22 protein-coding genes are annotated in these 20873 nt (G+C 71.5%); 6 read left to right on the forward strand and 16 right to left on the reverse strand.

Going from position 1 to position 20873, the window contains the following annotated elements; translation table 11 throughout:
* Positions 1-142: 142 nt before the first annotated feature.
* The 4 genes from fxsA to ACFVZW_RS31100 all read right to left on the reverse strand — a co-directional run bounded on the left by fxsA (position 143) and on the right by ACFVZW_RS31100 (position 4318).
* The gene (gene fxsA / locus ACFVZW_RS31085) at positions 143-739 is read right to left on the reverse strand and encodes an FxsA family membrane protein (protein WP_384528296.1); all 597 of its coding nucleotides are present in this window, start codon (positions 737-739) and stop codon (positions 143-145) included.
* 66 nt (positions 740-805) lie between these two features.
* Positions 806-1585, reverse strand: coding sequence for a polyprenol monophosphomannose synthase (locus ACFVZW_RS31090; protein WP_384528299.1), 780 nt, complete (start codon positions 1583-1585; stop codon positions 806-808).
* A 517-nt stretch (positions 1586-2102) separates the two neighbouring features.
* Positions 2103-3725, reverse strand: a complete 1623-nt coding sequence (locus ACFVZW_RS31095; protein ID WP_384528302.1) for an amidohydrolase — start codon at positions 3723-3725, stop codon at positions 2103-2105.
* Between the two features lie 152 nt (positions 3726-3877).
* Complete coding sequence (locus ACFVZW_RS31100) at positions 3878-4318, reverse strand: Lrp/AsnC family transcriptional regulator (protein WP_137990589.1); 441 nt, start codon at positions 4316-4318, stop codon at positions 3878-3880.
* A 225-nt stretch (positions 4319-4543) separates the two neighbouring features.
* On the opposite strand from ACFVZW_RS31100, the gene ACFVZW_RS31105 reads away from it, so the two are divergent.
* Positions 4544-4912, forward strand: coding sequence for a hypothetical protein (locus tag ACFVZW_RS31105; RefSeq protein ID WP_329122963.1), 369 nt, complete (start codon positions 4544-4546; stop codon positions 4910-4912).
* Between the two features lie 6 nt (positions 4913-4918).
* Here the strand turns inward: ACFVZW_RS31105 and ACFVZW_RS31110 are convergent, their stop codons facing one another.
* Both ACFVZW_RS31110 and ACFVZW_RS31115 read right to left on the reverse strand, forming a co-directional pair.
* A complete protein-coding gene (locus ACFVZW_RS31110) occupies positions 4919-6010 on the reverse strand; it encodes a phosphotransferase family protein (protein ID WP_384528306.1) in 1092 nt (363 codons plus the stop codon).
* Between the two features lie 29 nt (positions 6011-6039).
* Positions 6040-7176, reverse strand: coding sequence for a hypothetical protein (locus tag ACFVZW_RS31115; protein ID WP_384528309.1), 1137 nt, complete (start codon positions 7174-7176; stop codon positions 6040-6042).
* 159 nt (positions 7177-7335) lie between these two features.
* Here ACFVZW_RS31115 and ACFVZW_RS31120 point away from each other — a divergent pair, with 159 nt between their 5' ends.
* Positions 7336-7623 (forward strand): hypothetical protein, encoded by a 288-nt coding sequence (locus ACFVZW_RS31120; protein WP_384528312.1) that lies wholly within the window; start codon positions 7336-7338, stop codon positions 7621-7623.
* Here the strand turns inward: ACFVZW_RS31120 and ACFVZW_RS31125 are convergent.
* Positions 7586-8758, reverse strand: a complete 1173-nt coding sequence (locus ACFVZW_RS31125; RefSeq protein ID WP_384528314.1) for an acyl-CoA dehydrogenase family protein — start codon at positions 8756-8758, stop codon at positions 7586-7588. The two genes, ACFVZW_RS31120 and ACFVZW_RS31125, sit on opposite strands and share 38 nt — an antisense overlap.
* A 201-nt stretch (positions 8759-8959) precedes the next feature.
* Positions 8960-9106, reverse strand: coding sequence for an SCO1431 family membrane protein (locus ACFVZW_RS31130; protein WP_384528317.1), 147 nt, complete (start codon positions 9104-9106; stop codon positions 8960-8962).
* A 181-nt stretch (positions 9107-9287) separates the two neighbouring features.
* Between ACFVZW_RS31130 and ACFVZW_RS31135 the strand changes: the two genes are divergently transcribed.
* Entirely contained in the window at positions 9288-9512 is a 225-nt protein-coding gene (locus tag ACFVZW_RS31135; RefSeq protein ID WP_384528319.1) for a hypothetical protein, read from the forward strand.
* A 3-nt stretch (positions 9513-9515) separates the two neighbouring features.
* Positions 9516-9848, forward strand: a complete 333-nt coding sequence (locus ACFVZW_RS31140) for a hypothetical protein (protein WP_384528322.1) — start codon at positions 9516-9518, stop codon at positions 9846-9848.
* 354 nt (positions 9849-10202) lie between these two features.
* On the opposite strand, the gene ACFVZW_RS31145 is transcribed toward ACFVZW_RS31140, so the two are convergent.
* Positions 10203-11573 (reverse strand): peptidase C39 family protein, encoded by a 1371-nt coding sequence (locus ACFVZW_RS31145; protein ID WP_384528324.1) that lies wholly within the window; start codon positions 11571-11573, stop codon positions 10203-10205.
* 228 nt (positions 11574-11801) lie between these two features.
* Between ACFVZW_RS31145 and ACFVZW_RS31150 the strand changes: the two genes are divergently transcribed.
* Positions 11802-12428 carry a uridine kinase gene (locus ACFVZW_RS31150; RefSeq protein WP_384528327.1) on the forward strand — a complete coding sequence of 209 codons (627 nt, stop codon included), beginning with the start codon at positions 11802-11804 and terminating at the stop codon, positions 12426-12428.
* A gap of 365 nt (positions 12429-12793) precedes the next feature.
* A complete protein-coding gene (locus ACFVZW_RS31155) occupies positions 12794-14692 on the forward strand; it encodes an AAA family ATPase (RefSeq protein ID WP_384528330.1) in 1899 nt (632 codons plus the stop codon).
* A gap of 46 nt (positions 14693-14738) precedes the next feature.
* On the opposite strand, the gene ACFVZW_RS31160 is transcribed toward ACFVZW_RS31155, so the two are convergent.
* From ACFVZW_RS31160 to ACFVZW_RS31190, 7 genes are all read right to left on the reverse strand, one after another.
* The gene (locus ACFVZW_RS31160) at positions 14739-15830 is read right to left on the reverse strand and encodes a hemolysin family protein (RefSeq protein ID WP_384528332.1); all 1092 of its coding nucleotides are present in this window, start codon (positions 15828-15830) and stop codon (positions 14739-14741) included.
* Positions 15827-17167, reverse strand: coding sequence for a hemolysin family protein (locus tag ACFVZW_RS31165; RefSeq protein WP_384528335.1), 1341 nt, complete (start codon positions 17165-17167; stop codon positions 15827-15829). The genes ACFVZW_RS31160 and ACFVZW_RS31165 overlap by 4 nt, the downstream gene beginning before the upstream one ends.
* A gap of 226 nt (positions 17168-17393) precedes the next feature.
* Positions 17394-17846, reverse strand: a complete 453-nt coding sequence (locus tag ACFVZW_RS31170; protein ID WP_384528337.1) for a PH domain-containing protein — start codon at positions 17844-17846, stop codon at positions 17394-17396.
* 32 nt (positions 17847-17878) lie between these two features.
* Entirely contained in the window at positions 17879-18727 is an 849-nt protein-coding gene (hisG, locus tag ACFVZW_RS31175) for an ATP phosphoribosyltransferase (RefSeq protein ID WP_329122939.1), read from the reverse strand.
* 51 nt (positions 18728-18778) lie between these two features.
* Positions 18779-19051 (reverse strand): phosphoribosyl-ATP diphosphatase, encoded by a 273-nt coding sequence (locus ACFVZW_RS31180; protein ID WP_053643769.1) that lies wholly within the window; start codon positions 19049-19051, stop codon positions 18779-18781.
* Between the two features lie 35 nt (positions 19052-19086).
* Positions 19087-19572 carry a 6,7-dimethyl-8-ribityllumazine synthase gene (ribH, locus tag ACFVZW_RS31185; RefSeq protein ID WP_329122935.1) on the reverse strand — a complete coding sequence of 162 codons (486 nt, stop codon included), beginning with the start codon at positions 19570-19572 and terminating at the stop codon, positions 19087-19089.
* 30 nt (positions 19573-19602) lie between these two features.
* The gene (locus tag ACFVZW_RS31190; protein ID WP_384528342.1) at positions 19603-20871 is read right to left on the reverse strand and encodes a bifunctional 3,4-dihydroxy-2-butanone-4-phosphate synthase/GTP cyclohydrolase II; all 1269 of its coding nucleotides are present in this window, start codon (positions 20869-20871) and stop codon (positions 19603-19605) included.
* Between the last annotated feature and the right edge of the window lie 2 nt (positions 20872-20873).

The following is a 20873-nucleotide window of genomic DNA, read 5'->3' on the forward strand; positions in this document are numbered from 1 at the left end:
CACCTTGTGTGTACCGGGCCCCGCGGCGTTTGCGGTGTGCGCTCACGGGCGGGCGCCGGGCGCCGTGTCCGGATCACGGGCGGGCGCCGGGCGCCGCGTCCGGATCGACGTCCGCATCACGGCGCCGGATGCGCCCGAGGAATCATTGCATCAGCGGCGGGCGGGGCTCCTGGGGCCGCTGCGGCCCCTGGGGCCCGTCCTCGCGGATGACCTCGCCCTGCACGACCTTGCCGTCGGGACGCCGCATACGGGCCTGCTGGAAGGCGTCCTGGACGCTGCCGGGAGCGGCGGCGGCGTTCATCCGGCGCTCGGCCGCACGGTCCGCGTAGCGCCCGAGGAAGGAACGCACGGGCGGTACGAGCAGGAGAAGACCGGCCGCGTCGGAGATCAGACCGGGGATCATCAGCAGCAGACCGCCGAGCATCAGGAAGCCGTTGCGGTCGCGCGAGCCGGACCGGTCGCCGACGGCCGGCGCGACGCCCGACTGGGCCGCCTCCTGCGCCTGCTGGAAGGTCTCGGTGAGGTTCTTGAAGGCCCGGCGTCCGGCCCGCTTGATCACCACGGCGCCGAGAATGGCTCCGCCGACCAGCAGACCGAAGACCGTCAGCCCGCCGACCGCGTTCGCCACCACCGTGAGCAGCCAGATCTCGAGGACCAGCCAGGCCGCGAAGGCCGGCGGGAGGAACGTACGCGCGCGGGAGCGCTTGGGGGCCAGGGGAGGCGGTGCGCCGTTGGTCATGCCCCCCAGTGTGCCTGGCCTGTCGCAGGAACGCCGTAAAGGAGAAATCAGTACGACGGGGAGGGATCAGTTCGCGGACTTGCGGCCGATCAGCTTGCCGACCTTGTTCGCACGGGCCGTCAGACCCCAGCCGGTGACCCGCCACAGGGCCTCGACGACGATGTTGCGGCTCATCTTCGAGTCGCCGATCTCGCGCTCAACGAAGGTGATCGGGACCTCGACGACATGGAAGCCGGCGGCGACGGCGCGGCGGGCCAGGTCGACCTGGAAGCAGTAGCCGGCCGAGGCCACGTCCTCCAGGCCCAGGCCCTCCAGGGTCTCCTTGCGGAAGGCCCGGTAGCCGCCGGTGACGTCGCGGATCGGCACGTCGAGCATGACGCGGGAGTACAGACTTCCGCCGCGGGAGATGAACTCGCGGGACTTGGGCCAGTTCACGATCCGACCGCCGGGCACCCAGCGGGAGCCGAGCACCAGATCGGCGCCCTTGAGGGCGGTCAGCAGCCGGGGCAGCTCCTCGGGCTGGTGGGAACCGTCGGCGTCCATCTCGACGAGGACCCCGTAGCCGTGCTCGATGCCCCAGCGGAAGCCCGCGAGGTAGGCGGCGCCGAGCCCCTCCTTGCCCTTGCGGTGCAGGACGTGGACGTGGTCGTCGTCCGACGCGATCTCGTCGGCGAACTTGCCCGTGCCGTCGGGGCTGTTGTCGTCGGCGACGAGGATGTGCGCCTCCGGTACGGCCGCCCGTACGCGCGAGACGATCGGCTTGATGTTCTCCGCCTCGTTGTAGGTCGGAATGATCACCAAGGCTCTGCCGAGCGGGCCGTAACGCCTCTGGCCACCGTCGTTCACTGCTGCCCCTTCGGATACATACGCGAACCCCCACCATAGCGATCCCCGGGCGCGGCTCGGGAGCGGCGGGCTGGTTGCGGGTGTCCATGGGGGTGCACCGGCGTGGCGCGCGGTGTGCGGATCGGGGCCCGGCGCCCTTCGGGCCGACCTGGAACCCGCTGGCTGCGGGTCGACCGAGAGCCGTTGTCTACTGAACGTCCGGGCCCCACCCGGGTCGCACCCTCCGCCGGAGAAACCTTCCCTCGCCCCCGAGGCGCGGGCGCTGAACCTGGTTCCCGGTGATGGTGCGCCGGTGCGGCACACCATTCCTTGACCCAGCGGCGTTCGACGACTGCGTGGAGGTGAACCCGGTCGGACGTCCTGTGGTGGACTCGCCGAACCTACCGGCCGGTGGCCGCTCGCTGTCAACACTCGTTTGACCTGCGAAGATGACCGATACTGCCAGGTCAGTGGGGAAGATCCGCAGGTCGTGGACGAGCCGGTTGATCATCGATCGGCGGTACGAAATGTCCCTATGTCACTCGTTCGGCCGGACGAAGACCGTTTGTCCGAACACCACCGTGCGCAGGCAGACCGGGAGTTCACCGCCGGGGGTCAGATCGGGCAGACCGGGCGTTCCGGAGCGCGGATCGGTCGACCAGCGGGCGACCCGGTCGTCGGGCGCCTGGACCACGAGTTCGTCCGCGCGCCAGATCGCGTAGTCGGCGGGGGCGCCGGGGACGAGCGTGCCGGCGTCGTCGCGGCCGACGGCCCGCCAGCCGCCCCTGGTGTGGGCGGTGAAGGCGGCGCGGACGGAGATCCTGTGCTCGGGGGTGCGGTGGAAGGCGGCCGCGCGGACGGTGCCCCAGGGGTCGAGCGGGGTGACCGGGCTGTCCGAGCCGAAGGCCAGCGGCACTCCGGAGCGGAGCAGGGCGGCGTACGGGTTGAGGGTGCGGGCCCGCTCGACACCGAGGCGCTCGGCGTACATGCCCTCCTCACCGCCCCACGTCGCGTCGAAGGCGGGCTGGACGGAGGCGGTGAGGCCGAGCTCGGCGAAGGCGGCGATCGTCTCCGGGGTGAGCATCTCGGCGTGCTCGACGCGGTGGCGGGCGGCGCGGATCCGGGCGAGGCCGAGCTTCTCGGCGGCGGCGCGGACACCGTCGACCACGGCGGTGACGGCGGCGTCGCCGATGGCGTGGAACCCGGCCTGGAGGCCGACCTCGGTGCAGCCGACGACATGGGCCGCGACCGTGGCGGCGTCGAGGTGGGCGAGGCCGGTGTGGCCGGTGTCCGCGTAGGGGTCGTGGAGGCAGGCGGTGTGCGAGCCGAGCGAGCCGTCGGCGAACAGGTCGCCGGCCGCGCCGACGGCGCCGAGTGCGCGGGCCCGCTCGATGTCGAGGTCGGCCCAGTAGCCGACGACGCGCGGTCCGCCTTCCTCGCGGGCGAGGTCGAGCAGTCCGGTGAAGTCGTCCTCGGAGGAGATCTCGGGGCCGCCGCACTCGTGCAGGGTGCCGATGCCGAGCGAGGCGGCGTGCGCGCGGGCCGCGCGCTGGGCCTCGGTGCGCTGCGCGGGCGAGAGGGCGGCGTAGGCGGCGCGGCGGACGGCGTGGTGGGCGTCGCCGGTCAGCGGCTCGCCGTCGCGGAAGCCGGAGAGCTCGCGGATGCCGGGAACGAGGTCGAGCAGGGCGGTGGTGGCGACGGCGGAGTGGACGTCGATCCGGGTGAGGTAGAGCGGGCGGCCGCCGGTGATCCGGTCCAACTCGTCGCGGTGCGGCGCCCGGCGCTCGGGCCAGCGCGAGGCGTCCCAGCCGTGGCCGATCAGGATCCGGTCGTCGGGGCGGGCGGCGGCGTAGGCCCGGATCTTCTCCGTCGCCTCGGTGAGCGACACGGCAGAGGACAGGTCGAGGCCGGTCAGCGCGAGACCGGCCGCCGTGGTGTGCACGTGCGCGTCGACGAACGCGGGGGTGACGAGCGCGCCTTCGAGGTCGATCACCTCGTCCACGCCGGAGGCGAAGGCATCGGCCGCGCCCTCCGAACCCACCCAGGCGACGTGACCGCGCTCCACCACCATGGCGGTGGCGAAGGGGTCGGCGGGGCTGTGGACGTCACCACCGCGCAGCAGGACGGTGCGGTGCTCGCTGTCAGGAAGGGTCTCGCTCATGGTGACCAGGCTAGAGGCGCGGCGGCACCCGGCCGAACGCCGGGCCCGCGGCCCCCGATCCGCCGGTGGCGGCCTGGTCCTGTCCAGCCGACCTTGCCGGGCTCGCGTGCCCTGGCGCGCACGCTGATCCGGCCTGATCGACCGGACAGGGCCTAGACGCGCGGCGGCCGGGCTTCGTACGGGGTCGACAGGACGACCGTGGTGCGGCTGGAGACGCCGGCCTGGGAGCGGATGCGGCTGAGCAGGTGCTCCAGCTCCAGCGGGGTCGCGACGCGCACCTTGAGGATGTAGTTCTCGTCGCCCGCGACGCTGTGGCAGGCCTCGATCTCCGGGATGTCGGCGAGCCGGTCCGGGGTGTCGTCGGGGGCGCTGGGGTCGAAGGGTTTGACCGAGATGAAGGCGGTCAGCGGCAGCCCGACGGCCTCCGGGTCCACGACGGCGGCATAGCCGCGGATGACCCCGCGCTGCTCGAGGCGGCGGACGCGCTGATGCACGGCCGAGGTGGACAGGCCCGTGGCCTTGCCCAGGTCGGTGTAGCTCATGCGCCCGTCCCTGACGAGCAACTCGACGATCTGACGATCCAGCTCCTCCATGCGGTCAACCTATTGCCCCGGACTGTCATCGGCACAGCCGGGGGCCCTTCGCCAAAGGCATCAATGGGCATCCTCGGGGCACCTGCGACAGGCATGTGACGAAGACCACAGGTTTGCGGCCAGCTCGTTCGAGACCTCACGGTTATGCGCCGGGCCGTATGGGAATTGCTTGCTGTGGTCGAGGCCATCCGAACGTGGTCGACCCACCCGAGGGGGAGATTCTCCATGCAGGAGCCTGTTGATTCGGTCGAGACGACCGACGAGCTCGACGCCTACGACACCTTTGAGATGTACCGGGTGATCTGCCCGGACTGTGTCCAGCCGATCGCGCTGCTCGCGGACGAGGACGTGCTGCCGGAGCACGCGCTGTGCCCGACGCCGTGGAACCCGTTCGTGCTGACGGTCTGCCCCGGCACCGGCCGGGCCGCGGCCGACGCGCGCCCCGCGGACGAGACGCTGGAGGTCCAGGAGCAGGACACCGCGCTCCTGCTGACGCTCCCTCAGAGTCTCGACTGGCGGACGCAGCCCTTCTCGCACGTCGGCGGTCCGGGCTCGCGTCCGATCAAGGTCCCGCAGATGCGGCGCGCGGCGTAGCGACGCCTACCGGTAGCTCCCCCGCACCATCGCCGCGAGCGTGGCGTGGTGCAGGATCAGGCTGTCCGGGTTCTCCGGTACCTGGACCTCTCCGAAGTGCGCCTGGCGGTACGCGACTCTGAGCATCACGATCGCGTGCCGCAGCGCCGCGTAGAGGGTGTGGAAATCCATGTCCCGCGGGGTGTGGCCGGTCAGGTCGGCGTAGCGCCGCTCGACCGCGTCACGGCGCAGGAAGGCGGGCAGCCCGGGCTGGCCGAAGCTCACGGTCAGGTCCTGGAAGAAGCGGTGCAGATAGACGGTCCAGCCGAGGTCGACCTCGCGCGGGGCGAAGGCGGCCATCTCCCAGTCGAGCACGGCCGCGGGCTGGAATCCGTCGTAGACGATGTTCCCGATGCGGGCGTCGCCCCAGTTCAGGACGGCCGGGCCTTCATCGGCCGGCCAGTTCGCCTCCAGCCAGTCGAAGCCGGACTCGATGAGCGGGGAGGGCGCGAGTCCTTCCACCACCCAGGCGTAGTAGGCGCGTTGGGCGTCGACGTGCCGGCGCAGGGGGCTGCCCGTCCCCTCGGGCAGGAGGAACTCCGCCTCCTTCGCGGGGAACTGGTCGTGGAGCCGGGCCAGCACCGAGACGGATTCGGCCTCCAGGTGGGCGCGTTCGGCGTCGTCGGCGGAGTGCAGCCAGTTCCCCTCGTACGTATAGGGCATGACGTCCGGCGGGACCCGGCCCTCGGCGCGGGCCATCACGAAGAACGGGGCACCGAGCGGTCCGGGATCGGGCTCCAGCCACAGCATGCGCGGCACGGGGATGTCGGTGTGCTCCCCGACCAGGCTCATCACCCGGTGCTGCCGCTCCATGTCGTAGACGGGAAAGATCGTGTACGCGGCGGGGTCGGCGGCCAGCCGCAGGGCGCAGCCGCGCACGGGGGCGTCGGGGTGGTCGATGTCGAAGAGCAGGGTCTCGCTGGACATGCCGTTGGAGCCGGGCACGGCGAGGCCGGTGATCCGGGCGCCGGGGAGGATCGGTTCGAGCCAGCCGGTGAGGCGACGGCCGAGTTCCTCGGGGTCACGGGTGGAGGTGCGGGGGCGGGGCGCGGTGGCCATGTGCAAGCTCCTTCTCTTCGGGGCCCGGGTCAGCCGGCGGTGGAGGTGTGGTCGGCGAAGCCGCTCGGGTCGTGGCGGCCGAAGGAGCCGTGCTCGAAGATCCCGTATCCGGTGCGCCCGTCGAGGGTGAAGCGGGCCGCGTGGTCGGTGACGCCGAAGGCGGCCATGGGGTGGGCCGCCGGGTCGGAGAGGTCGTAGACCCTGCGGTCGGTCCAGTCGCGGCCCTGCCAGGTGCCGTGCTGCCAGTCGCTCGCGGGCGGGTAGCCGGCGCCGACGGCGAGCGGTGAGGAGGCCAGGATCTCGACCTCGACCTCCAGGGGCTTGCCCGTCGGGTCGGCGAGGTGGACGACAGCCCGCTCGGGGTGGCGGGTGCCCGGCCGGTAGGTGATGTCCGTGCGGGGCCAGCCGAGTTGGGTGTCGCGCTGCCCGTCGCGGACGACCACGGCCTCGTTGAGGGTGCGGTAGCCGTCGGCGTCCTCCTGCGCGATGACCATCACGAAGCGGTCGTCGAAGCGCATGGGTATCCAGAGCCAGTGAAAGCCCTCGGGCCGGAACTCGTCGGCGCGGCCCGGCTCCTCGCCGGGAATGGGCCGGACGCCCCAGCTGCGGTCACGGGTGCCGGTCCACTCCCCCGGGGTGACGGTGAACTCCTCGCCGCCGGCCCTGAGGGTGCCGGTGCAGTGGCCGGCCTGGACGAAGCGGCGTCCTTCGAGGGTGAGCCGGTCGCCCCGGCGCTGGGTGTGGTGGGGTTCCCAGACGGGCGGGAAGTCCCCGGTCCAGGTGAGGTCGAAGGAGAGCCCCTCGGGGTCGGCGGGGTCGGGGTCGCAGTGCAGGGTGAGCGTCTTCAAGGGTTCGTCGACGGTGATGCGCAGCGGGCCGACGGCGAGGTTCATCCGGTCGTCGCCGAGGGCGTCGGACGCGCGTACGGCATGCAGCCGGTCGCCGGTACGGAGCGTGGCGTAGGCGTCGATGACCCCGGTGTTGGGGTACACGCCGAGCCCGGCGATGAGCAGGGCGCGGCCCTGGTGGTCAAAGACGTGGAAGATGCACCGGTCGTAGGCGTTGCGATCGCCGCTGACGTGGTGCTTCATCGAGAGCGGCGCCTGGTGCACCGGGTACTCGTCGAGCGCGACGGGCCGGTCGTCGACGTGCCGATCCTCGGACATGGCTGACCTCCTGGTCGGCGAGCGGGATCTGACGGTAAGTCAGAAAGCTTGCCGAGGGCCAGAGTCGTGCGGCACCGGATCGATCCCGGGTAGCTCCCGAACTCCCGCTCGATTCAGTCCGGCGGTGACCCCCGGCGGGCCGGGCGCGTTGGGACAGGCATGACCTCGCTGTACACCACCCCGGTCGGGAGCGGACGGCGTCGCCTCGCCGAGCCGCGCATTGAAGAATCGGTTCCGCACCAGGGGACGCACCTCGCCGACCCACCCATCTACAAGGCGCTGCTCAGCCAGTGGGCCAGCCACGGCCGGACCCTTCCGGGCCGCAGCGACCAGGAATGGAACCGGCTGATGGCCGCTCCCGTGTGGGCGGACCGCACCGTACGCGCGAGCGGGGTGAGCGGCACCCTCGTCAGCGGGTCTCTGGTCCGACAAGGTGCCGCGCGATGACCATCCGCTGGATCTGATTGGTTCCCTCGACGATCTGCAGCACCTTCGCCTCGCGCATATAGCGCTCGACGGGGAAGTCCGCGGTGTACCCGTAGCCGCCGAGCACCTGCACCGCGTCCGTGGTGATCCGCATGGCCGCGTCCGTGCAGAAGAGCTTCGCCATCGCCGCCTGCCGCCCGAAGGGCCGCCCCTCGTCCCGCAGCCGCGCCGCCTCCAGGTACAGCGCACGGCCCGCCTCGATCTGCGTCGCCATGTCCGCGAGCAGGAAGCGGAGCCCTTGGAAGTCCGCGATCGGCCGGCCGAACTGACGCCGCTCGCCGGCGTACGAGACGGCCTGGTCCAGAGCCGCCTGCGCGACCCCCACCGCGCAGGCCGCGATCCCGAGCCGCCCGGAGTCGAGGGCGGACAGCGCGATCGTGAAGCCCTGCCCCTCGTCTCCGATGCGGCGGGCGTCACGGATCCGCACCCCGTCGAGGTGGAGCTGCGCGGTGGGCGAGCCCTTCATCCCCATCTTCCGCTCGGGCGCGGCCGTGCTCAGCCCCGTGGCGTCCCCGGGGACCAGGAACGCGGTGATCCCCTTGGGGCCCTCGCCGCCGGTGCGCGCCATGACCGTGTAGAAGTCGGCCACCCCGCCGTGGGTGATCCACGCCTTCGTACCGGTGAGAACCCAGTCGTCGCCGTCCCGGACCGCCTTCGTGCGCAGCGCGGCGGCGTCGGAGCCGGAGGCCGGCTCCGAGAGGCAGTACGCGCCGAGCAGGCCGCCGCCCAGCATCGCCGGAAGATGCGCGGTCCGCTGGTCCTTGGTGCCGAAGTTCGCGAGCGCGTGACAGGACAGGGAGTGGACGCTGACGCCGAGACCGACGGTGAGGCGGGCGGCGGCGAGCTCTTCGAGCACCTGGAGATAGACGGCGTAGGGCTGGTCGCCGCCGCCGTAGTCGGAGTCGTACGGGAGTCCGAGCAGCCCGGAGGCGGAGAGCAGCGAGAAGACCTCCCGGGGGAAGTGGCCCGCGTCCTCCTCCTCGGCGGCGCGGGGCGCGATCTCCCGTTCGGCGATCTCGCGGACCAGGGCGAACAGGTCCCCGGCCTCCTCGGTGGGCAGCCGGCGTTCCACGGTCTGCGGGGCGCGGTCGGGCATGGCGGCGCACTCCTCCCTCTCGGGCGCTGCGACGGCATGCGCGGGTGGCGCGGCGCCGCCGATGGTCACTGCTGCGCCGATGCTGCCCCCGGCGGATCGCACTCGGGGGCGCCCGGCGCCCGTGGCGCAGGGAGTATGCCCGTTCGGCGGCCTCCGGTCACACGGGGCCGCACCTCAGGGCCCTTGCCTCGGGAGGTGAGGTCACATCAGTCCGGCCTGGGTGACGAACATGGCGAGGACGACGACCAGGGTCCAGCCCAGGACGTGCTCGAGGATCTTCGGCCCGTTGTCCTTGGGACCGCCGGTGCGGGCGCGGGACCGTGCGGCGGAGTGGGTGGTGGCGCTCATGGCCACCACAGTGCCAGCGGGGGCGGCCCCGGGGTAGAGACGTTCCTCACGCCCCGGGGTGCGCCGGTCCCGCCTCAGCGGACGCCGACGGCCGCCAATGCCTTGCGCTGGGCGGGTGTCGGCCGGTCGGGGAAGTAGAGGTAGCAGACCCCGCCTGTGCCGGAGACCACTTTCCCGCGAGGTGCAGCTGGAGCGGGTCCGACTGGACCTGCACGCGAAGCTCGGCGAGCCCGTGATCAAGAGCACGCCGAAGGGCGACATCGAGGTGTGGCAGCTGTCCGACGATCCGAAGGCGACCGTCACCTACCGGTCGTTCAGCGGCTCCGGTGGAGCAACCATCGACTACAACGGTGTGGACGGTCTGGGCATGAAACGATTCCACATCCCGCAGCACGGAGATGACTGAGCGATGAAGAACCAGGACGCATACCGAGGCGAGCTGGAGTATCTCATCCAGTACGCGCACGACGACTGGATCGGCTTCTCCGTCGTGAGCGGTTCCGTGGGCAGCCTTCTCGGACGGGGCGCCTCGTTCGAGGAACAGCTGACGCTCCTGCTGCGCATCATCGGCGACCTGTACGACCACGGAGTCCGGGCCGGCGAACTCACTGCGTCGACGGAAGTGCCTTTCTTGCCGTGGCCCCTGGAGAAGGCCGACGCCCTCGCGCGGATCGCAGCGGAGGTACGACGCCTGTCTGAACTGCCCGATTCCGGTGACGTCTGCTGGTTCACGGTGCCGTGATGCCGCAGGCGTCTCTGCGGAAGCCGCCTGCCCGGCAAGTCAGTCGGATGCGTGGCCGGTCGCGACCGCCGGCCCGGAGGCACGCTTCTGTTCGGGCCTCGGCTCCGACAGATGTGCTGCGCACATCGTGGGACCGTGCCATCAGGCGGCTCGATCTGCCCGCATACGACCCGCACGACTTGAGGCACAGGTAGACCACCGCGGCCTCGACGAACGGTATGTCCGTTCACGAGGTGCCTCGCCGGCTCGGACATCGCTCGATCAAGGTCACGGTGGACCGGTACGGCCACCTCACGCAGGACGGGCAGGAGCGCTGCCGTCAGGTCGTCGAGACGACCGTCGGGCCGCACATGCTCACACCAGGCCGAGCGACCGCAGTGCGCGGTGCTGGCTCGGTGCTGGCTTGGTCGGCCAATAGATGTAGCAGACCCCGCCCGTACCGCTTCTGACCTTGCCGTTCGCGTCGTAGCGCTTCGTACGCAGCCAGATGTTCTCCCACTCGCGGCGCCGGTAGACCCTGCGTACGGCCTCGTTGCTGGGTGAGGCGGGGTCGTTGGCGATCACGTCGCCGTCCGCGGTGAAGCCGATGACGGTCATCAGATGGCCGGAAGTGCCGTAGCCGGCGCCGGTCAGCTCCTCCTTGAGGAAGGACTGTGACGTTATGGCCGGAATCCCCGCCCGGATCAGGGCCTCCAGCTCCGTGAGCGAGCGCAGCCGGGTCACGACGGCGTTCATGTCCTGGTAGGTGGCGGCGTAGGCGGCGTTGAAGGGCCAGTTGCCGCAGCCCTCGTACTGGTGGTCGAAGGTGAACCGGGCCGCGTGGCAGACCTGCGGGTCGTCGAAGTCCGGGTTCACCCAGGCCAGGTCCTCGGCGCTGGGCCCGCGGCCCCAGTACTCGACGATCATCTGCGAGGAGGTGGGGCTGCACCATGCCTCGCCGCCGTTGTCGTACTCGGGGTACTGGCCGACGTGGGTGTTCTGCGAGTAGCGCGGGACCGCGAGCTCGCGGTCCAGTCCGGGGACGGAGGCGGGGACGGTGAAGCGGTCGGGGATGTCGGAGGCCATCGCGCCGAGCCGCCACACCGTGGGGGTCAGGGCCGTGCCGGGGGCCCGGTGGAGGGTCAGGCGCAGCTGGTACGAGACCAGGCGCAGCCCGCTCGTCGCGTCGTCGACGGAGAAGGTGTCGGTCCAGATGGAGCTTCTGCCGTCGCTCTGGTCGTCGACCGAGGTCCGCTTGATGTCGCGGTCGCCGGCCGCCCAGCGGCCCATGACGAACCAGGGGGTGGTTCCGGCGTCGTTGTAGGTGCCGCGCAGATCGATCTGGATCCAGGTGCCGGGCGGGGTGTCGGCGTTCCACGAGGCGATGACCTCGGTCGCGGGGACGGTGGAGGTGTGGACCGGGGAGGTCCAGCTCGCGTACTCCCAGGTGGAGGTGGTGTCGGTGTGCGGGTCGGTGTAGTCGAGACGGCCGGCGGGGGTGGCGATCACGAGTCCGGGCCGGTGGCCGGCGACGGCCCGGGTGCCGGCGGAGCTGCCGCAGCGCCAGTCGGTGTACGAGGTCCAGAAGCGGTTGTCGACGAGGCCGGGAGCGGCCATGGCCGTCGCCGGGGCGTCCGCGTCGTCGCGGGCCAGGGCGGTCGCCGGGGCGGTGGAGGCCGCGGCCGTTCCCGCGGCGGCCGCGAGCGCCGCGGCGAGGACGGTTCTGCGCGGGGTGGAGCTGGTCATGGGCGGTGACCCCCAGTCGAGAACGGTTGAGACGAACGGACGGGGCTGTGGGTGCGCGCGAGGCACGGACGCGGGTCGAGTCCGGTGCCGGGCGTGGACCACTATCGCGGCTCGCGGAGGGCCTTTGCCAGTGATTCGACTCGCGTCGCCGCACCAATATTGGTCTCCACCACTGGCGGCGCCACGCCCCTGACCTGCGGCGAACGGCCTTCGCCTACGCTTGCCTCCATGACCGATCCCGACCGCGCCGCCGACGCGCTGCGCAGCCTGCCGCCCTCCTGCGGGCCGGTGCGGCTGGTCGCGGTCGACGGTCACGCCGGCTCCGGCAAGTCCACGTTCGCCGCCCGCCTCGCCGCCCGGCTGGTCGCGCCCGTCCTCCATCTCGACGACCTCGCCACCCACGAGGAACTGTTCGCGTGGACGGACCGGATGCGGGACCAGGTCCTCGGGCCCCTCTCGCGGGGCGAGACCGCGCTCTATCACCCGTACGACTGGAATCTGCGGGCCTTCGGCCCGCCTCGGGAGCTGCCCCCGGCGCCGGTCGTCCTCGTCGAGGGTGTCGGCGCGGGGCGGCATGCACTGCGGCCGCATCTCGCCGCGCTCCTCTGGATGGAACGGGGCCCCGAGGAGTCCTGGGTACGCGGCCGGGACCGCGACGGACCGGCGCAGTCCGCTTTCTGGGACGGCTGGACGGTGGCGGAGACTCGCCATTTCGCCACGGACCCTTCGAGGCCCTTCGCCGACACGCTGGTACGGGAGTGTTCTGAGGGGTACGAGTGGCTTCCTGGGCCCTCTGTGGCAGCGAGCCCGAACCACATCCTCACGGAGCGTGACGGATCCCGCCTCCGGAAATGAGTAGCCGGAAGCCCACTTCCGCAAGTGCCTCAACTCACCTTGACCCAAGGGGCGTACTGGTCTTACGTTCTCAATGTGCGGCTTTTCGAAGTCGCCGCGGACGCGAAGCCCCCGGTTGTTCCCCCGTGATCGGGGGCTTCGTTCTGCCCTGATCATCCCCTTTCTCCGGCCCGTTGCCGACCCTGATGCTTACCCAGGGTCACGGCTACCGGATCATGCACTTCTCCTTCGTCGCGCACGCTCTGTGCAGGTACGATGCCCCTCGGTGGGGTCATATCCCGTCCACGAGAAGGCGGTTCTGTACGGCTTCCGGCGGGCGCCCGCCCGCCGGGACAGCAACGGGGGCACGTTTTGTGGGGGACCCGATGGACATCGGCACGCAGGGCGGACAGGCCCCGGCCGAGCTCGCCTGGCTGCGGGGAGTCGACGCCTACACGATGGGCGCCTATCCGCAGGCGGAGGAAGAGTTCCGAACGGCGGTACGCGTCGATCCCGGCATGGCGGACGCCTGGCTCGGGCTGCACGCGCTGCGCGTGGACACCACCACCGCGCTGCTGCGGATGTACCGCAACCGCGACCGCTTCGGAGAACAGCGCGCCCGGCACCGCCGGACACTGAACTCCTGGTACTGGCTCGGCTGGTGGGTGCAGCCGGTGCTGGAGAGCCCGCGCGATCTACTGCTCGCGCATGCCTCGCACTGGCTGGACGGACGCCATGTGCCGGAACTGGACCGGGCGTTGGCGGGGCTGCCACCGGTCGACACCGATCCCCAGGTCCGCTTCCTGCATGCCTGCCGGTCCTATCTCGTCAAGGACTGGGACCAGTTGGTCCGGCACACCGAGTCGCTGGTGAACGATCCCCTGCTCGGCATCGAGGCGGGACTCTTCGGCGGAATGGCCCGGGTGCGCCTGGAGATGTACAGCCAGGCGGAACCGCTGCTGTCGGCGGCGCTGATGCGGTGCCGCAGCGAGCAGCCGCAGCGCAAGGAGCTGCGCTACTGGCTGGCCCGCGCGCACGAGGGCACCGGACGGAGCGCCGCCGCCCTGCCGCTCTACCGGGCGGTGCACCGGATCGACCCGGCGTTCATGGACACGGCCGCCCGGCTCGCGGCGATCACCGAATACGACGGGTTCGAAGGCCCGGACGACCCCGCGGGGCTCGCCACGGTAGCCCTCGGCGGCGTCGGACAGGACACGGCCGACGCGACACAGACCGACCCCGAGGGGACGGCCCCCGACGCGCTTCGGCTGGGCTCGGAGCCCGGCCCCCCGCCCGCTGCGGGCGGACCGCCCGAACCCCCGGACGTCGTACGGCAGAAGGCGGTCATCCCCCTGCAGCCGGCGCCGCCCCGCTTCCCCGCCAGCCCCACGGACCCGGCGCTGCTCGCCGAGGCGCTCGCCGAACTGGAGCGCATGGTCGGGATGGAGCCGGTGAAACGGCAGGTCAAAGCGTTGTCGGCGCAGCTGGAGATGGCCCGGCTGCGGGCCGGGCAGGGTCTCCCCGTCCAGCCGCCGAAACGTCACTTTGTCTTCTCCGGCCCCTCCGGCACCGGAAAGACCACCGTCGCCCGGATCCTCGGACGGGTCTTCTACGCCCTCGGGCTGCTCGGCGGCGATCATCTCGTGGAGGCCCAACGCGCCGATCTGGTCGGCGAGTTCCTCGGCCAGACTGCGGTCAAGGCGAACGAGCTGATCGACTCGGCGATCGGCGGGGTCCTCTTCGTCGACGAGGCGTACTCCCTCTCCAACACCGGCTACAGCAAGGGTGACGCGTACGGCGACGAGGCCCTTCAGGTGCTCCTCAAGCGCGCCGAGGACAACCGGGACCACCTGGTCGTGATCCTGGCCGGCTACCCCGAGGGCATGGACCGGCTGCTCGCCACCAACCCGGGGCTGTCCTCGCGCTTCACGACCCGGGTCGACTTCCCCTCGTACCGGCCGCTCGAACTGACGGCGATCGGGGAGGTGCTGGCGGCGGCGAACGGGGACTGCTGGGACGAGGAGGCGCTGGACGAGCTCCGTTCGATCAGCGGTCATGTCGTCGACCAGGGCTGGATCGACGAGCTCGGCAACGGCCGCTTCCTGCGCACGCTGTACGAGAAGTCCTGCGCCTACCGGGACCTGCGGCTGTCCGGCTATCCGTGCACCCCGACCCGCGACGATCTGGCCACGTTACGCCTGGCCGACCTGATGCAGGCCTATGGCGAGGTCCTCTCGGGCCGCGGACCGACGGCCCGGGGGCCCCAGGAGCCACCGGGCATGTGACGGCGGTCGGTGGCCCGCCGGACGCGTTTCGCCCGGCGGGCCGCCGTCAGCCCGCCAGTGCCTGGGCCGAGCGCTCGGGGCGCTGTTCGCCGAGGGGCACGGCGGTGAGCACCTCGGTGCGGTGCGCGGGGTCACGGACCTCGCCGACCAGCGTCTCCAGCACGTCCTCCAGCGCGACAAGACCGAGGACGCGGCCCGATCCGTCGGCGACCTGCGCGAGGTGGGTGGCCGCGCGGCGCATCACCGTGAGGGCGTCGTCGAGCGGCAGCTCGGCCCGGACCGTCGCCATGGGGCGCCAGATGTGCTGGGGCACCGCCCGTTCCCGCTCCTCCAGGTCGAGGACGTCCTTGACGTGCACGAAGCCCATGTACGTCCCGCGCCCCTCGGCGCACACCGGGAAGCGCGAGTAGCCGGTGCGCACGGTGAGCTCCTCGATCTCCCGCGGGGTGACGGACGGGGTGACCGTCACCAGGGTGGCCGGGGCGATGAGGACGTCCGTCACCGGGCGGCTGCCCAGTTCGAGGGCGTCCTCGAGCCGCTCCTGCTCCGCCGGGTCGAGCAGTCCGGCCAGACCCGCGTCCTCGACCAGCCGGCCGAGCTGCGCGCTGGTGAAGACCGCCTCCACCTCGTCCTTGGGCTCGACGTGGAAGGCCCGCAGCACGAGCCGGGCACAGGCGCCGAGCGCCCGGGTCACCGGCCGGCAGATCCGGGCGAATCCGACCAGGCCGGGGCCGAGCCACAGCGCGGTCCTCTCCGGCGCGGCCATCGCGAGGTTCTTCGGGACCATCTCGCCGATGACGAGGTGGAGGAAGACGACCGCGGCGAGCGCCAGGACGTACCCCAGTGGATGGATCAGCCCGGCGGGCACGTGGACGGCGTGGAAGACCGGTTCGAGGAGGTGCGCCACGGTCGGCTCGGCCACCGCGCCCAGGGTCAGGGAGCAGACCGTGATGCCGAACTGGGCGGCGGCCATCATCTGCGGCAGGTTCTCCAGGCCGAAGAGCACCTTGCGGGCCCGCTTGCCGGCGAGCGGCTCGATCTGGCTGCGGCGTACGGAGACGAGTGCGAACTCGGCGCCGACGAAGAAGCCGTTGGCCACCACCAGCAGGGCGGCGAACAGCAGTTGGACCATGCTCATCGGACGGCCTCCGTCACCAGGGGCAGTTCGGCGGTCCTGACGATCCGTACCCGCTCGGCGCGGTAGCGGTCCACCTGCCGCACCGAAAGCCGCCAGCCCGGGAGTTCGGCCCGGTCCCCGGGGGCCGGGATACGTCCGAGGAGATCGGCGACGAGCCCGGCGACGGTCTCGTACGGCCCGTCGGGCACATCGAGACCTATCCGGTGCAGGGTGTGGACCCGGCAGGAGCCGTCGGCCTCCCAGGCGGGCCGGCCGTCCTCGGCGGCCACGGCCGCCAGCTCGGGCCGCTCGTCTGTCGCGGTGTCGTGCTCGTCGCGGACCTCGCCGACGAGCTCCTCCACGATGTCCTCCAGGGTGACGACGCCCGCCGTGCCGCCGTACTCGTCGACGACGACGGCGATCGGCTGCTCCCGGCGCAGTCGCTCCAGGAGCGCCTGGGCCGGCAGGGTCTCCGGGACGAGCAGCGGCGGTACCGCGATGCGGCCGACCGGGGTGCGCAGCCGCTCGTGCAGGGGCACGGCGAGCGCGTCCTTGAGGTGGACCATGCCGACGATCTCGTCGATGCGTTCGCGGTAGACGGGGAAGCGGGAGAGACCGGTGGCCCGGGTGAGGTTGAGGACGTCGGCCGCGGTGGCGTCCGACTGGAGCGCGCTCATCCGCACGCGCGGGGTCATGACCTGTTCTGCCGTGAGCCCGCCCAGGGACAGGGTCCGTACGAAGAGGTCGGCGGTGTCCTGTTCCAGCGCGCCCGCCCGGGCCGAGTGCCGGGCCAGCGAGACCAGCTCGCCGGGGGTACGGACCGAGTCCAGCTCCTCGGTGGGCTCGACGCCCAGGAGCCGGACCAGCCGGTTGGCGACCCTGTTCAGCAGGGCGATCACCGGCCGGAAGGCGGACGAGAAGAGGTGCTGGGGGCCGGCCACGAACCGCGCCACCTGGAGCGGGCGGGAGACCGCCCAGTTCTTGGGGACGAGTTCGCCGATCACCATCTGGACGGCGGAGGCGAGCAGCATGCCGATCACCACGGCGACACCGGAGACGGCGCCCTCGGGCAGTCCGGTCGCGGTGAGGGGCCCGTCGAGGAGCTGGGCGAGGGCGGGCTCGGCGAGCATTCCGACGACGAGCGAGGTGATCGTGATGCCGAGCTGGGTGCCGGAGAGCTGGAAGGACAGCTCGCCGAGGGCCTTGACGACGGTGCGGGCGCGCCGGTCACCGGCGGCCGCCGCCCGTTCGGCTTCGGGGCGTTCCACGGTGACGAGGCCGAACTCGGCCGCCACGAAGAAGCCGTTGGCGAGGATCAGGAGGAAGGCTGCGGCGAGCAGCAGAAGCGGGATGATCATGCCGCCGCCTCCGTGGAGGGGGCGGCGCAGGTACTACCGGACGATCCGTCCATTGCCGGGGGGAGTCACTCCTCGGGTCGCAGGGTGGCCCCGCGGGCCGCGGCAGCGGCCCTGCACATGCGAGGCGGTGGTGCCGCTCGGCACCACCGCCTCCAGAGTAATCACGCCGACCCCGCCGAGGGCAGGGGGTCGGCCCCCGTTCGGGGGACGCGCGGACCCGTCGGGCTCAGCTCGCGTCGGCTCCGGTGCCGCGGCTGTCGGCCAGCGCACGCAGCGCTCGGGCGTCGCGGATGGCCTGCTCCTTGGCGATGCCGGGCTGGATTCCGAGCGCGGGCATGCTCGTGCCGTCACTCAGGTCCAGGAAGACCCAGGCGTCGCCCGGCCGCAGGTTGACCCGCAGGATCTCGGCCCACGCGAGTCGGCGCGTCCGGGTGATGTTGACGACGGTGACGCCGTTGTCGTCGGCGACGACCTTGGGGCGGCTGAGCAGCGTCAGCACTCCGAGGAAGAGGGCCGCGGTGAGGATGAAGCTCGCGCGCTCCCCCGGCCCCAGCTTCTCCAGCATCATCGCGACGGCGGTGATGACGGCGAACATCACCGTCCCGATCGTCAGCAGGACCACTCGGGTGCGGGCGGGCCGGAAGGTGACCGGAAGGGTGGGGACGGGTGCATCGGACATCGGTTCGTCGTTCCTTCGTGCCTGCGGGAGGGTCAGAGGCGGCAGGCGTGGATGGCCGTCGTCAGGATGGCGCGGGCACCCAGCTCGTACAGGTCGTCCATGATCCGCTGCGCCTCCTTCGCCGGGACCATGGCCCGGACGGCGACCCAGCCCTCGTTGTGCAGGGGGGAGATCGTGGGCGACTCCAGGCCCGGGGTGAGGGCGACGGCCTGCTCCAGGTGCTCGGCGCGGCAGTCGTAATCCATCATCACGTACGACCGGGCGACCAGGACGCCCTGGAGGCGGCGCAGGAACTGCTGGACCTGCGGCTGGTCGGCGTCGGCGCCGTTGCGCCGGACGACCACGGCCTCGGACTTGAGGATCGGCTCGCCGATGACCTCCAGGCCGGCGTTGCGCAGGCTGGTGCCGGTCTCGACGACGTCGGCGATGATCTGCGCGACTCCGAGCTGGATGGCGGTCTCGACGGCGCCGTCGAGGTGGACGACGGAGGCGTCGATCCCCTGGTCGGCGAGGTGCTTGGCGACGATGCCCTCGTAGGAGGTGGCGATCGTCATCCCGTGGAAGTCCTCGGGGCCGTTCGCGGTGCCGGGCCGGGTGGCGTAGCGGAAGGTCGACCGGCCGAAGTTCAGCGGGAGGATCTCCTCGGCGTTGGCTCCGGAGTCGAGCAGCAGGTCCCGGCCGGTGATGCCGATGTCGAGCTTCCCGGAGGCCACGTAGATCGCGATGTCCTTGGGGCGCAGGTAGAAGAACTCGACCTCGTTCTCGGGGTCGATGACCACGAGCTCCTTGGACTCCTTGCGCTGCCGGTAGCCGGCCTCATGGAGCATCGCCGACGCAGGTCCGGACAGTGAACCCTTGTTGGGGACGGCGATGCGCAGCATGGGATGAGCTTCCTTTGCCTGAGAGTGTTGGGGAGGGTGTGACGTATGCGCTCAGAGGTGGGCGTAGACGTCGTCGAGGGAGATCCCGCGGGCGACCATCATCACCTGGACGTGGTACAGCAGCTGCGAGATCTCCTCGGCGGCGGCTTCCTTGCCCTCGTACTCGGCGGCCATCCAGACCTCGGCGGCCTCCTCGACGACCTTCTTGCCGATGGCATGGACGCCCTTGTCCACCAGTTCCGCGGTGCGGGAGGTGGCCGGGTCGCCGTTCTCGGCCTTGAGCTTGAGCTCGGCGAAGAGCTCTTCGAAGGTTTTGTTCGCCATGATGGTCCTAAGAGTACGGGGTAAGGGTCGCGTACTTAGCGCCAGGGTTCGCTGACCGTGCGCAGCGTCGTCGCGGTGGCGACGGCGGCGGTGACGGCCTCGTGGCCCTTGTCCTCGCGGGAGCCTTCGAGGCCGGCCCGATCGAGGGCCTGCTCCTCGTTGTCCACGGTCAGGACGCCGAATCCGATGGGTACGCCGGTGTCGATCGAGACCTGGGTGAGGCCGTGGGTGACGCCCTGGCACACGTACTCGAAGTGCGGGGTTCCGCCGCGGATGACGACGCCGAGGGCCACCACGGCATCGTAGCCGCGACCGGCGAGGACCTTCGCCACCACCGGCAGCTCGAAGCTGCCGGGGACGCGCAGCAGCGTCGGCTCGTCGATGCCGAGCTCGTGCAGGGCCCGCAGGGCTCCGTCGACGAGTCCGTCCATGATCTTCTCGTGCCACTGCGCCGCGACGACCGCGACCCGGAGGTCGCCGCAGTTCTTCACGCTGAGGACGGGTGCGCCCTTGCCGCTCATGTCTCTCCTAGCTCGGTGCTGATCGCTGACTTACTGGTTGCCGCAGGTGGACGCGGTCTCCGCGTCCAGCCAGGGCAGGTCGTGCCCCATCCGGTCCCGCTTGGTGCGCAGGTAGCGGAGGTTGTGCTCGCCCGCCTTGACCGGCATGGCCTCGCGGTCCTCGACCTTCAGGCCGTGCCGGGTGAGGGCGGTGATCTTGTCGGGGTTGTTGGTCATCAGCCGCACACTGCGGACACCCAGATCGCCGAGGATCTGCGCGCCGGCCGCGTAGTCGCGGGCGTCGGCGGGCAGGCCCAGTTCCAGGTTGGCGTCGAGGGTGTCGCGGCCGCGCTCCTGGAGCTCGTACGCCCGCAGCTTGGACAGCAGTCCGATGCCGCGGCCCTCGTGGCCGCGCAGATAGACGACGACTCCGCGGCCGGTCTCGGTGATGCGGTCCATGGATGCCTGGAGCTGCGGGCCGCAGTCGCAGCGCAACGAGTGGAAGATGTCGCCGGTCAGGCACTCGGAGTGGACCCGGACCAGGACGTCCTCGCCGTCGCCGATCTCTCCGTGGACGAGGGCGACGTGCTCGACGCCGTCGACGGTGGAGCGGTAGCCGTACGCGGTGAACTCGCCGTGCGCGGTCGGCAGCCGCACCTCGGCCTCGCGGCGGACCGTCGGCTCTGCGGAGCGGCGGTACGCGATGAGGTCCTCGATCGAGATGATGGTGAGGCCGTGCTTGCGGGCGAACGGGACGAGCTCGGGCAGGCGCAGCATCACGCCGTCCTCGCCGGCGATCTCGACGATCGCACCGGCCGGGCGCAGGCCCGCGAGGCGGGCGAGGTCGACGGCGGCCTCGGTGTGGCCGTTGCGGGCCAGGACGCCGCCGGACTTGGCACGCAGCGGGAAGATGTGGCCGGGGCGGACGAAGTCACCGGGCTCGTGCTCGCCGCTCGCCAGCATCCGCAGCGTGGTGGCGCGGTCGGCGGCGGAGATGCCGGTGGTGACGCCGTGGGCCGGCGCCGCGTCGACGGAGACCGTGAAGGCCGTCCGCATCGACTCGGTGTTGTGCTCGACCATCTGCGGGAGCTGGAGGCGCTCCAGCTCGTCGTTCTCCATGGGGGCGCAGATCAGGCCCCGGCACTCGCTCATCATGAAGGCGACGACCTCGGGGGTGGCCTTCTCGGCGGCGATGACGAGGTCGCCCTCGTTCTCGCGGTCCTCCGACTCCACGACCGAGACGGGGCTGCCCGCCGCGATATAGCCGATTGGCGGAAGGAGCCGCGAGTCGGGAAAGACGGGGAACTCCCAGATCGGCAGCC

It is taken from the genome of Streptomyces sp. NPDC059567, assembly GCF_042735655.1.
Taxonomy (GTDB): Bacteria; Actinomycetota; Actinomycetes; order Streptomycetales; family Streptomycetaceae; genus Streptomyces.